General features: G+C 67.4%; 11 protein-coding genes, 2 pseudogenes and 1 CRISPR repeat array. All 13 genes and pseudogenes read left to right on the top strand.

Annotated features, from left to right (window positions below):
* Positions 1-286 precede the first annotated feature (286 nt).
* Complete coding sequence (locus Tchar_RS10805) at positions 287-493, top strand: 2-oxoisovalerate dehydrogenase (protein ID WP_143968853.1); 207 nt, start codon at positions 287-289, stop codon at positions 491-493.
* Positions 490-735, top strand: a complete 246-nt coding sequence (locus tag Tchar_RS10810; protein WP_144329029.1) for a type II toxin-antitoxin system HicA family toxin — start codon at positions 490-492, stop codon at positions 733-735. The genes Tchar_RS10805 and Tchar_RS10810 overlap by 4 nt, the downstream gene beginning before the upstream one ends.
* A 3-nt stretch (positions 736-738) precedes the next feature.
* Positions 739-1,455 (top strand): CRISPR-associated protein Cas4, encoded by a 717-nt coding sequence (cas4, locus tag Tchar_RS13840; RefSeq protein ID WP_201739357.1) that lies wholly within the window; start codon positions 739-741, stop codon positions 1,453-1,455.
* 162 nt (positions 1,456-1,617) lie between these two features.
* Positions 1,618-2,707 (top strand): annotated as a pseudogene (locus Tchar_RS10820) (IS5 family transposase).
* Between the two features lie 175 nt (positions 2,708-2,882).
* The gene (gene cas3, locus Tchar_RS10830) at positions 2,883-5,417 is read left to right on the top strand and encodes a CRISPR-associated helicase Cas3' (RefSeq protein WP_144329030.1); all 2,535 of its coding nucleotides are present in this window, start codon (positions 2,883-2,885) and stop codon (positions 5,415-5,417) included.
* Positions 5,410-7,020, top strand: a complete 1,611-nt coding sequence (gene casA / locus Tchar_RS10835) for a type I-E CRISPR-associated protein Cse1/CasA (RefSeq protein ID WP_144329031.1) — start codon at positions 5,410-5,412, stop codon at positions 7,018-7,020. The genes cas3 and casA overlap by 8 nt, the downstream gene beginning before the upstream one ends.
* On the top strand, positions 7,017-7,544 hold the full coding sequence (gene casB / locus Tchar_RS10840) for a type I-E CRISPR-associated protein Cse2/CasB (protein ID WP_144329032.1): 528 nt from the start codon (positions 7,017-7,019) through the stop codon (positions 7,542-7,544). The genes casA and casB overlap by 4 nt, the downstream gene beginning before the upstream one ends.
* Before the next feature lie 5 nt (positions 7,545-7,549).
* Positions 7,550-8,665 (top strand): type I-E CRISPR-associated protein Cas7/Cse4/CasC, encoded by a 1,116-nt coding sequence (gene cas7e / locus Tchar_RS10845; protein ID WP_144329033.1) that lies wholly within the window; start codon positions 7,550-7,552, stop codon positions 8,663-8,665.
* A gap of 3 nt (positions 8,666-8,668) precedes the next feature.
* The gene (cas5e, locus tag Tchar_RS10850; RefSeq protein WP_144329034.1) at positions 8,669-9,382 is read left to right on the top strand and encodes a type I-E CRISPR-associated protein Cas5/CasD; all 714 of its coding nucleotides are present in this window, start codon (positions 8,669-8,671) and stop codon (positions 9,380-9,382) included.
* Positions 9,379-10,077 carry a type I-E CRISPR-associated protein Cas6/Cse3/CasE gene (locus Tchar_RS10855; protein ID WP_144329035.1) on the top strand — a complete coding sequence of 233 codons (699 nt, stop codon included), beginning with the start codon at positions 9,379-9,381 and terminating at the stop codon, positions 10,075-10,077. The genes cas5e and Tchar_RS10855 overlap by 4 nt, the downstream gene beginning before the upstream one ends.
* Positions 10,074-10,973, top strand: a complete 900-nt coding sequence (gene cas1e, locus Tchar_RS10860; protein WP_144329036.1) for a type I-E CRISPR-associated endonuclease Cas1e — start codon at positions 10,074-10,076, stop codon at positions 10,971-10,973. The genes Tchar_RS10855 and cas1e overlap by 4 nt, the downstream gene beginning before the upstream one ends.
* The gene (cas2e, locus tag Tchar_RS10865; RefSeq protein WP_143968862.1) at positions 10,945-11,256 is read left to right on the top strand and encodes a type I-E CRISPR-associated endoribonuclease Cas2e; all 312 of its coding nucleotides are present in this window, start codon (positions 10,945-10,947) and stop codon (positions 11,254-11,256) included. The genes cas1e and cas2e overlap by 29 nt, the downstream gene beginning before the upstream one ends.
* A 42-nt stretch (positions 11,257-11,298) precedes the next feature.
* A CRISPR array of direct repeats spans positions 11,299-12,182; the repeat unit is 30 nt; unit sequence GTCTGCCCCGCGTGAGCGGGGATCGACCCT.
* Positions 12,183-12,263: 81 nt separating this feature from the next.
* Positions 12,264-12,427: pseudogene (locus Tchar_RS10870) on the top strand (IS5/IS1182 family transposase); the annotation flags it as partial.

Genomic DNA, 12,427 nt, shown 5'->3' on the forward strand with positions numbered 1-12,427 from the left:
CATAGCAAGCCCCGCAACCGATGGTAACTTTCCATGTACGCCCATGGTAACGAATGCCAGCCTGTCCCCTATCGCCCACGTCGCACGCGACGCGCAAGGCAACTGGCGCGCGCCGCATGCGCTGGATCAACATTTGCGCTGCGTTGCGGCCCTAGCCGCTGAAATGGGCGCTCAGAACCGGGTGTCGAGGTCGCGCGCAGCTTTCAAGACTACGACGTCGTCGTTGTCGAGGAGCACATGCCCTCCAGCGTGACCCTGCACCGCCTTTGTTGAAGGATGCTCGACCATGACCGAAATCCACTTCATTGTCGAAGAGGCCCCGGAAGGCGGATACATCGCCCGCGCCGTGGGTGCAGACATCTTCACTGAGGCCGACGACCTCAGCCATTTGCACGCCCAGGTTCGGGACGCCGTGCGCTGCCATTTCGATGAGGATCGGCGGCCTAGCCTCATTCGTTTGCACATCACTCGCGAGGAAGTCCTGGCGGCATGAGATTGCCACGTGACCTTTCCGGTGCAGACCTGATCAAGCGCCTGAGTCGGTTCGGCTATGAGGTCACGCGCCAGACGGGCAGCCATGTCCGCCTCACCAGCCACGACCGCGGCGAGCATCACCTCACCATCCCCAACCATGACCCGCTGCGCATCGGCACTCTGGCAGCCATACTCGACAGCGTGGCGGCGCATCATGGCCTGACACGGGACGAACTCCTGCAACGCCTTTTCGTTGGGTAGCGCATGAACGTTCCGGACGCCCCCATCCCCATCTCTGCTCTCCAGCACTGGGCCTACTGCCCGCGTCAATGTGGGCTGATCCACCTGGAACAGACCTTCGCGGACGACGTTCACACCGCCCGGGGCCAAGCCGTGCACCGCTTGGTCGATACCCCCGGCGAGGAATGGAAGGTGGAGGTGAGGGTCGAGCGGGCTTTGCCTCTCTGGTCTGACAGGCTCGGCCTCATCGGCAAAGCCGATTGGGTGGAGTTTCACCCAGATGGCGGAGTGTTCCCTGTCGAGTTCAAACACGGCCGCAAGCGCCAGAAAGTGTATGACGACCTACAGCTTGCGGCCCAGGCGATGTGCCTGGAAGAGATGCTTCGCAGGCCGGTGCCCAAAGGAGCCATCTACCATGCCAGCAGCCGACGGCGGCGTGAAGTAGCGGCCGCAGGTGCCGCTGCATCACATCGGCGCCCTGGTGTGCTTCGGCAAAGTCATGGTCTCGCCCGCCCCCATGCAGCAAGCGACTTTGACCTGGTGCGCGGCAAGCCTCGGCCTTCGGGCCGGGGAAGGATAGCGCGGACGGCTGCGCCGTCCTACAATGGCGTTGCTGCCGACAACCAAGGCAGCCTACGGCAGGGCATGCCGGAAGTAACGCCTGTGGAGATACGAGCAACGGTTGCGCACTCGGCCCAGGAACCCACCGAAGCGACTCATTCCGGCTCGATGCCGGGGTGAGCGCCGTAGGAATCCCCCGACTTTAGGCGGGGGAGGATGTCAAATCAGAGAAGGTGGCGTGGTCAGCCTCAACGATCTAGTAGGCCGTTGAAAAATCCCCCGCCGACGCTGGCCTCGGCCAGTATGATCTGAAACGATCGGCGAACGACGCGGACGAGGACGATGAGAGGCAACCAAGACTTCCCAGGCAAGCGATGTTCAGCTACATCAGCCTTGAAGAGCGGGTATCGGCGACACACCCGCTGCGCAAGCTACGCGCCGCAGTCGTTGCGCTGCTGGCGACGATGAACCGCGAGTTCGACGCGGTGTACGCCCGCCGGGGCCGCCCCTCGGTGCCGCCGGAGATGCTCGATGCCCTGCTGCTGCAGATCCTGTTTTCCATCCGCAGCGAGCGCCAGTTGGTCGAAGCGGTCAACTACAACCTGCTGTACCGCCGGTTCGTGGGCCTGAACATCGAGGACAAGGTCTGGGGCCACTGCCCCTTCAGCGCCAACCGCGAGCGGCTCTTCAACGAAGACCTGGCCCGCGCCTTCTTCGAGCGGGTCAAGCACACCGCCGATTGGGCAAGCTTGAGCAGCGACGAACACTTCAGTGTGGACGGCACGCTGATTGAGGCCTGGGCGGAGCCCTTGAGCTTCAAGCGCCAGGACGACGACCAAACCCCGACTGAGGGGCGCAATCCCGAGGTGGACTTCAAAGGACAGCAGCGCTGCAACGACACCCACGCCAGCACCACGGACGCCGATGCCCGCCTGTTCAAGAAGAGCCAGGGCGACAAGTCCCGCCTGTGCCACATGGGCCACATCCTCATGGAAAACCGCAACGGTCTGATCGTGGACGCGCAGATCACCCATGCCCGCGGCACCGCCGAGCGCGAGGCGGCGCTGGCCATGTTGAAGCGTCGGGACAACAAGAACAAGCGGGCTACGGTCGGGGCCGACAAGGGCTATGACAGTAAGGCCTTCATCGAGGGCTGTCGCAAGCTCAAGGTCACGCCGCACGTGGCGGCCAAGGACAGGCACTCGGCGGTGGATGCCCGGATCACCCGACACGAGGGCTACAAGACCAGTCAGAAGGTGCGCAAGCGCATTGAGGAGGCCTTTGGCTGGATCAAGACCGTGGGTGGTCTGGCCAAGACCAAGCTCATCGGTCAGGCCAAGCTCACGGGTCAGGCGCTGCTGTGCTTTGCCACCTACAACTGGGGTAGCGCCTTGGGGCAATCGGCGGCTGGTGGGACGCGCATCATGCGTGAGCCCGGGGATACGTGCGCCCGAAATGGGCGAGATGGCCTGCAAACAGGCCAGATTGGCCGGTGCAATCGCTGCGCAGACGCGTCTGGGCCACTCGTTTCTTCGAAAACAGCGTCCCTGATGCGTTCGATGCCCACTTTTTCAACGGCCTGTTAGGGAGCCAAACTGCATCCATCGATGGACCGGAGTTGTTGGGGCAAGTGTGGGCCGGACGGCAAGCGTCACCCACTCGTCGATCACTGTTTGGATGTGGCCCTGGTCTTCCGCGCCCTGCTCGACATCGAGAACGTGGCGCGGCTCGGTGAGCTGGACCAAAGACTCAAAGACCGGTTGGCCGTCATTGCCTTCCTTCACGACCTGGGCAAGTGCAACTGGGGCTTCCAAGCCAAGGCCGACCCGCATGCCCGCGACACCGCCGGCCACGTGCTGGAGGCCCTGACGCTGCTCAGTGAGCTGGAACAGCAGTGGCCGGCGACGTGGCGCGAGCTGCTGGCCGACCTGTGCGGCTGGTTCGGTGGCGACGGTGAAGCGGCCATGGCGATGCTGCTCGCGGCCATCTCCCACCACGGCCGGCCGGTGTCCAGCAATGATTACCAGGCGTCGGGGGCTGCCCGCGCGGTGCGCTATTGGAAACCCGCCCACGGCTACGATCCGATGGGCGCATTGGTCGCGCTCGCGCAGGCAGCACGGCAAGCCTTCCCTGCAGCCTTCCAACCCGATGGAGCGCCGCTCGTTGCCACGCCGGCCCTGCAGCATCGCTTCGCGGGCCTGGTGATGTTGGCCGACTGGATCGGCTCGGACACGCAGTTCTTTCCGTACCGCGCCTGGCCCAACGAAGACCGCGCAGCGCTCGCCCGTGACGCCGCCGCCCGCGCCCTGCGGGCCATCGGCTTGGCGCCGCCTCCGTCGCGGCAGTCCAAGAGCTTTCTCGCGACGTTCGGGTTCGATCCGTCGCCGTTGCAAAAACAGTTGGCCCAAGAACTGGCGGTCGAGGAGAGCCACCGCCTGCTGCTCATCGAGTCGGACACAGGCTCCGGCAAGACTGAGGCGGCGCTGGCGTGGTTCTTCCGGCTGTATGCCGCGGGCGTGGTGGATGGCCTCTACTTCGCGCTGCCCACCCGCGTGGCGGCGCGCGAGCTGTACGAGCGTGTGCGCAAGGCCATCGACGCGGCCTTCGAGCCCCACGCCCGCCCCAGCCCCGTGCTGCTGGCCGCTCCTGGCTATGTGAAGGCCGATGGCACACCGGTGCTGCCCAACCCCGCGGGCACCTTGTGGGACGACAGCATCCGCGATGCCCGACGCGAGCAACTATGGTCCGCGGAGCGGCCCAAACGCTTCCTGGCCGCGCCCATCGGCGTGGGCACCATCGACCAGGCGCTGCTGTCGGCCTTGCAGGTCAAGCACAGCCTGCTGCGCTCGGTGTGCCTGGACCGGCACCTGCTCGTGGTGGACGAAGTGCACGCCTCCGACACCTACATGCGGGAGGTGCTGCGTGCGCTGCTCGACGGGCATCTGCGTCGGGGAGGCTGGGCCTTGCTGCTGTCTGCGACGCTGGGCGAGTCGGCTGCCGCGCCCTTCTTCCAGCGCGCTGTGCTGCCGCTGGCGCAGGCGCTGCAACGCCCTTACCCCGCCCTCAGCACGCAGGCCGGCCCCCTTGCCATTCCCACCTCGCGACCCGCCCGGCGCGTCGAGGTGACGCTCAGCCCCACGCTCACCGATGACGACCCCTTGGTGCCGGAACTCGTGGGGGCACTGCGGCACGGCGCCCGGGTGCTCGTCGTCTGCAACACCGTGGCCCGAGCCAATGCCTTGCTGCGGTACGTGGAAGCACATCTTGCATCGGCTGCGCCTTCGCTGCTGCCCGCATTGTTCGCGCTCGACGGCATCCGCTGCCCGCACCATGGCCGCTTCGTGCGCGAGGACCGCGAGCGTCTCGACGCGCACGTGACGAGCGCGCTGGGCAAGCATTCCCCGCATGGGCCCTTGCTGCTCATTGGCACGCAGACGCTCGAACAGAGCCTCGATATCGACGCCGACTGGCTCGTCACCGACCTCGCGCCGATGGACGTGCTGGTGCAGCGCTTCGGCCGGCTGCATCGCCACGAGCGCAAGGCGCGGCCCGAGCCCTTCGCCACGCCGCGCGCCTGCGTGCGGGTGCCGCACGCCCCACTCGCGGGCTTCCTGCGCAGCGACGGCACTCTGCGGGGCCCCGCGGGCCTGGGCAGCGTCTACGACGATGGGCGTGTCCTGCAGCGCACGCTGGAGGAGTTGAGCGCGCGTGCCGCCATCGTCCTGCCCGAGGACAGCCGCGCCCTCATCGAGCGCACGACCCACCCCGAGGCTTGGGCAGAACTTCCGCCTGAATGGGACCCGCACTGCGCTTGGCTGGAAGGTGCCCGCTTGGCCGAGCTGCGCGCGGCCGTCGGTGCCGTGCTCAAGGAAGAGCCCTTCGGCGATCTGCATTACAGCGACAAGTCCGAGAAGGTGGTCACGCGCCTGGGCACCCCGACTTTCGACGTGCCGCTGACGACGCCCTGCCGCTCGGCGTTCGGCATCCCCGTCGAACGCGTGCAGGTTCCGGCGCATTGGCTGCCCGACGCCCCACTGCCAGACACCGTGACTGCCGAGCCCAATGCGGAGGGATTCCGGTTCGTGCTCGGCGACCGTGCCTTCCGCTACACCCGTTTCGGCCTGGAGAAGGACGATGCATGACCTGCTGACAGACGAACTCATCGGCGTGCGTACCCCCGAGAGCGAGCGCCATGTGAGCCTGCCGACGCTGTATGCCCTGCTGGCGCAAGGCGCCGTCGACGGCTACACGGGCTTGCGGGCGCACCAAGCCGACCCCTGGCATGTGTTCCTCGTGCAAGTGGCGGCCAGCATCCAGGCGCGCCGCCCCACCGAAGAGCTGCCCACCGATCCTGCCTACTGGCACGACGGGCTGCTGGACTTGGCCGACGGCCAGGAGACGGCCTGGAGCCTGGTAGTGGAAGACGTCACGAAGCCCGCGTTCCTGCAACACCCGTGGTCGAGTTGGGAGGCCGAGGCCAAGGACTACGGCGCGGAACAGAAGCGCGGTGTGTGGAGCTACCAGCCCAAAGCCAGCACGCCGGACGAGCTCGACGTCCTCATCACCTCCAAGAACCACGACGTCAAGATGAGCCGCGTCGATGCGAATGAGGCGCAGGCGTGGCTCTACGCGCTGCTGCTCTATCAGACGACGAGTGGCTTCCTGGGCGCGGGCAACTACGGCATCGTGCGTATGAATGGCGGCTTCGCCAGTCGCCCCATCGTCGCGTGGACGCAAAGCCTGCACCCCTCGCGTCGGTTCATTGACGAGGTGAGCGCCCTGCGCAGCCTGCGCGAATCGACCCAGGCCGCCTACGGCTTTCGCGCGCGAGGCACCGTGCTCACCTGGCTCACTTGTTGGAACCGGGAGGGCCACCACCACAGGCTGCACGACCTCGAGCCCTGGTTCATCGAGGCAACACGGCCGGTGCGCCTGTACCGCACGCCCGACGGCGCAGTGATCGCGCTGGGCGCCACCAGCAAGGCGCGACAGATCGGACCGAAGAACCTTGAAAGCGGCGACGTCGGTGATCCGTGGATTCCGCTCAACACCGAAGACAAGAAGAAGGGCCGCTCGGCGCTGACCCTGCCTGCCGCGGGTTTCACGCCCGACCGCCTCACCGATCTGCTCTTCGAGCAAGGATTCGAGCTCACCGCGCTGCAAAGGCCCCGCCCCGGGGATGAGCCCGGTTGGTTTGTCGCCAGCGTGCTTGTCCGCGGCCAAGGCACGACGGAAGGTTTTCATCGTGTCGAACTGCCCGTGCCGCCCAAAGCGCGCATGGCGCTGTTTTCGGCGGCCAGCCGCGACACGCTTGCGCATTTCGCGCAGTCCTTGTTGACCGATGCCAGCGGCGTCATGGCGGCCCTGCGCACGGCCTTGACCGTGTTTGCGGAAGGCGGGCCGGAAACCGCGGACTTCGACCGCGACGCCGTGAAGCGCTGGGTGGACCGCACCCGCGCCGACTTCGGCAAACGCTGGGAGGCCAGTTACTTCCCCACGCTGTGGCGGGCGGTGGACGAAAACCGCGAGGCCGTCCGGCAAGGTTGGCGGCACGCGCTGGTGCAGCAAGCGCGCGAGCTGCTCGAGGAGGCCCACACGCGTCTGCCACTCCCGTCCAACCGCCGCTACCGCGCCATCACCGAGGCGCACCGTGCTTTCGCCGGCGTGCTGCACAAAAAGGGCCTGTCCGTGCCGACTTCCGTGTCCGCCCAACACATCGAAACCAACGAGGAGCTCACCGCATGACGCTCTCTGCCGAACCCCAAGCGGGCGAATCGTCGCTCGCCGCCACCGTCGGCCGCGTGGCCGGCGTGATCGGTCACCCTCACTACCCCACAGGTGACCGGGCCGCGCTCAAACGCTGGTCGCCGGATCAACCGATGCCGCTCGCGTTCTATCGGCTGTGGCTGCGCCACGTGGGCGACGCTATTCCCTCCGAGGCCCAAGCTCCGACATGGATGGCGCTGGCCTGGGGCTTGGCCACCCTCGGTGCGGCGTCGCATCGCAAAGAACGCCCACTGGGCCGTGCGCTCGCGGAGTCGGGCTTTGCGGAAGCGCGCCTGGAGCGGCTGCTCGGCGCCCCGGACGAGCTGCGCGTCGAGCTGTTCATGAGCATGGTGCGCTTCCTCGCCGCCAAGAACGAAAGCTTCGATTGGCTCGACGCCGCCACCTTCCTGTTGACCACCGACGCACCAGCGCGCGAACGCGTGTGCCGACGCATTGCCCAAGCCTTCTACCGCCATCAGCCGCGAGACAACACCAAGGAGTGACACCGATGTTCCTGCAGATCCACACCCTCACCGCCTACCCTGCCAGCCTGCTCAACCGCGACGATGCGGGCTTGGCCAAGCGCATCCCGTTCGGAAACGCCACTCGGCTGCGGGTGTCGTCGCAGTGCTTGAAGCGCCATTGGCGGGAAGACCTCACGCGTCAGCTACCCGATCTGCCGGATGGGCTACGCACCCGTTCGTTCTTCACGCGCACGGTGCTGCCCCGCGCGGTGGCGGCGGGCGTGAGCGAGGCTCTGGCCTCCGCGCTGATCGAGCCGCTGGCCAAGGCCGTGATCGATGGTGGCGTCAAGGAGGGCGGCGATCTGAACCAGCCCGTGCTGTTCGGCCTGCGTGAGGCCGACTACTTCGTGCAGATGCTGGTGGACGCCAGCCGCGAGGCCGACCCGGCCAAAGCCCTGGCGGAGCGGCTGAAGTCCAAGGACGAGAAACAGAACCTGGCCGCCATGAGCAAGGCCGCTGCCGGGCTGACGGCTGCTCTCTTTGGCCGCATGGTCACCTCCGACCTGCTGGCCCGCGTGGATGCGCCGGTGCATGTGGCCCATGCCTTCACCGTGCACGCGTCCAATACCGAGATGGACTACTTCACCGTCGTCGACGACCTCAACCGCGACGACGAGACCGGCGCGGCGCACGCCAATCAGTCCGAACTCGGCGCGGGCGTGTACTACGGCTATGTCGCCGTCGATGTGCCGCTGCTCGTCTCCAACCTGACCGGCTGCGAGGCCAAGGAGTGGCGTCAGCAGGATTCGGCCACGCCGGCCCGCGTGCTGGGGGCGCTGGTGCGCAGCATCGTCCAGCAAAGCCCGGGGGCCAAGAAGGGCAGCACCGCGCCCTATGCCTGGGCGGACCTCCTGCTGCTGGAAGCGGGCACGGCGCAACCGCGGTCGCTGGCCAATGCCTTCCTCGAGGCCGTCCCCGCGAAGGGCGATGTGCGACAGCAGGCCGCCGAGCGGATGCTCGCGTACCTGGGCAAGCTCGACGCCATGTACGGCGCGAACTCGCAGCGCCAGCTCGCCACCACCTTGTCGCTGTCCTCGCCCTTGGCGGCGCAGCCGGTCGAGAATGCCGTGCGGGCCGCGCTCGATGCGCTGTGGGCCTGACCCATGGAATGCCTGCTGCTTCGTCTGGATGCGCCGTTGATGAGCTTCGGCGCCGTGGTGGTGGACCAGTTGAACCCGATCTGGCGCTTCCCGGCCAAATCCATGCTGGTCGGGCTGCTGGGCAACGCGCTGGGCTGGGATCACCGGGACACGGACCTTTTGCAGGGCCTGCAAGCGCGCCTGCGTTTTGCGGCGCGGTGGGATGCGGAGCCCGAGCCCTTGACGGAATACCAGACCGTGGACCTCGGCCAGGACTTCATGCTCGACACCGGCTGGACCACCCGGGGTCGCCGCGAGGACCGCAAGGGCGGCACCGCAGCCACGGGCACGCACCAGCGCTGGCGCGACCACTGGGCCAACGGCGTTGCCACCGTCGCGATGGCGCTGGACGGGGACGGCGAGCCGACGCTCGACGCGCTGGAGACCGCGCTGCGCGCCCCGGCGCGCCCGCTCTTCATCGGCCGCAAGCCGTGTTTGCCGGCCGCGCCCTTGCTCATCGGCCGGCGCGAGGCGGTCGGCGTCAAGGCGGCCCTCGCGGCTGAGCCCCTGGCCGATGTAGCGCCCCGCCGCCGTCCGTCGCGTATCCCGGCCCTGTGGCCTCGTGATGAAGGGGAGGCTGCGCAGTGGGAGGAACGCTACGACCTGCGCGATTGGGAGCAGAACATCCATCGCGGCAGCGAGCGTTACGCCGTGGGCTATCTGGAGGTCGGGCGATGAGCGGCTTGCACTTGGTGCGCATCCCCGTCGTGGCGCCCCGGCTGCTTCGATTTGCCGCCGAGCAAGGCATCACGCAGGAAGAAGACGGGCTGGGCTACACGCTGCATGCCTGGTTCGCTGCCCTGTTTGGCGAAGCCGCCCCCAAGCCGTTTCGATACTTCGAGCGGCGCCACGAGGTGCTCGGGTACTCGGCACACTCCGCCGCCGAGTTGCTCGAACGGGCACAGGCCTTCGCCTCGCCTCAGGCTTGGGCGGCACTCGACCCCGCGGGCGTTTTCAGCAAACCCATGCCGCCGGCCTGGCGCGCCGGTCAACGGCTGCATCTGGAGGTGCTTGCCTGCCCTGTCTCGCGCAATGGGGATGAGGAGAAGGATCTCTACCTGCGCACCCTCGACCGTCTGGGCGCCGATGCCCCGCCGCGCGGCGAGGTGTATCGGCAATGGTTTGCCAGCCAATGGAACGGGGCGGTGCAACTCGAAGAGGTGGAGTTGCTGGGCATGGCCGCACGCACCCGACTGCTGCGCCGCGCGCGCAACGGCCACAGCCGGTTGCTGGTCGTCGAACGGCCGCAGGCCCTTTTTGGCGCGAATGCCGTGGTGCAGGACGGCGAGCAGTTCGCCGAACGGCTCAGCCGCGGCATCGGCCGCCATCGCGCCTTCGGCTTCGGCATGGTGTTGGTGGCGCCGCCGCGATGAGCAACGGCCCCGGCCTCCTGCATGGGCGGCTGGGCCTGGCCGCCTCGCGCATCCCGCATGCAGACCGCCACGGCCTGCTGTGGCTGGAGTACGGCAAGCTCTCGGTCGAGGACGGCACGCTGCGCTTCGTCGCGGCGCGCAGCGAGACGCTCGACGCGGGGGACTACGCCATCCCATATCAGGCCGTCTCGATGATTCTGCTCGGCCCCGGCACGAGCATCACCCAGGACGTGCTGCGGCTATGCGCGCGCCACGGCGTGTTGATCGCCGCCGTGGGCGAAGGCGGCGTCAAGAGCTACACCGCTCCTCCGCTGGGGCAAGGGCGCTCCGACGTGGCGCGCGCCCACGCCGAGCGCTGGGCCGACCCCAAGCGCCGGCTCGACACTGCACGGCGCTTGTATGCCTGGCGCTTCGGCCGCGTGCTGCCGCACCGCGACATCGAAACCCTGCGCGGCATCGAAGGCGCGCGGATCAAGGAGAGCTACAAGCTCGTCGCGCAGCGCTTCGGCATCGAGTGGCACGGACGCCGGTACGACCGTCAGAACCCGAACGCCGCCGATCTGCCCAACCAAGCACTCAATCACGCCGCTACCTTTGTGGAAGCGGCGGCTGACCTGGCGGTGGCCGCCGTAGGCGCCCTGCCGCCGCTCGGGTTCATTCACGAGGATTCGAGCAACGCCTTCACGCTCGACATCGCCGACCTGTATCGCGTGGACCTCACCCTGCCCTTGGCATTCGGTGCCGTGCGCGCCCTGCGCGAGGGCGAGGCCGACCACCTGGAGCGCGAGGTGCGACGCCGCGCCGCCAAGCTGTTCCGGCAAGAGAAACTCATTCCCCGCATGATCGACCGCATCAAGGAGCTGTTCGATGTCGATGACCGTGGTGGTGACGCGTAACGTCTCCTCCCGCGTGCGCGGCTTCCTCGCCTCCGCCATGCTGGAGCTGGCCCCGGGCGTCTACAGCGCGCCGCGCATCTCGCCTGCCGTGCGAGACCGTGTTTGGGACGTGCTGAAAGACTGGTTCCCCAACGAGCGGGACGCGTCGCTCATCATGATCTGGCAGGAACGAGACGTCCCGGGCGGCCAAGCCGTGCGCACGCTCGGCAGCCCGCCCATCGACTTCGTGAATGTCGACGGCCTCGTCCTCGCCCGCCGACCGCCCCCGGTCGGAGCTCCTTAACAATCCGGTTTCTCTTTTGCAGTCAAGGGGTTATACTGCAGAGTCTGCCCCGCGTGAGCGGGGATCGACCCACCGCGACGCCATCAAGGCGGCCTTGTCCGAGGTCTGCCCCGCGTGAGCGGGGATCGACCCTGATGCTAATCTGCGTTGGCGTAATAGCCGACGTCTGCCCCGCGTGAGCGGGGATCGACCCCCTGGACAGTGTCCAGGAGCTGGTCGACGCCAGTCTGCCCCGCGTGAGCGGGGATCGACCCCCAGCTGATCCGCTGCTGCCGTGGCTGATCTGGTCTGCCCCGCGTGAGCGGGGATCGACCCTCAACGAGCTGCAGACGACGATCAACCATCGCGTCTGCCCCGCGTGAGCGGGGATCGACCCTTCGGTAGCAGTGGTGCCGCCGTCACGTACCGGTCTGCCCCGCGTGAGCGGGGATCGACCCTCAACGAGCTGCAGACGACGATCAACCATCGCGTCTGCCCCGCGTGAGCGGGGATCGACCCTTCGGTAGCAGTGGTGCCGCCGTCACGTACCGGTCTGCCCCGCGTGAGCGGGGATCGACCCTCAACGAGCTGCAGACGACGATCAACCATCGCGTCTGCCCCGCGTGAGCGGGGATCGACCCTTCGGTAGCAGTGGTGCCGCCGTCACGTACCGGTCTGCCCCGCGTGAGCGGGGATCGACCCTAAGGAGCGGCGGACATGCAAAAAGCGATTATGTCTGCCCCGCGTGAGCGGGGATCGACCCGCGGTCATTGCCTCCAGCACCGCGCTCAACGCGTCTGCCCCGCGTGAGCGGGGATCGACCCGGCGATGCAGGCGGTGGCAGCCAGCAGCACGGGTCTGCCCCGCGTGAGCGGGGATCGACCCTACACGGGCCGCTGCGGCGAGTTTGGGCACGAGTCTGCCCCGCGTGAGCGGGGATCGACCTGTGGTTGTAACCGCTTGAAACGGGAGCTAGGGAAGGTCTGCAAAACCTCCCCACCTGACTGCCGGGATGGGACAATAGCGACATGAAGCAGATGAGTCTTCAGGTGCCGATGTATACGGGCTTTGAGCTGCGCACCAAGCGCACCCGCAAGCGTGAGTTTTTGGAGCAGATGGAGCGTGTGGTGCCCTGGAAAGAGCTGGTTGCGCTCATCGAGCCGTATGCGCCCAAGGCAGGCCCCAAGGGTGG

Origin of the sequence: Tepidimonas charontis (assembly GCF_007556685.1) — a bacterium.
Classification (GTDB): domain Bacteria; phylum Pseudomonadota; class Gammaproteobacteria; order Burkholderiales; family Burkholderiaceae_C; genus Tepidimonas; species Tepidimonas charontis.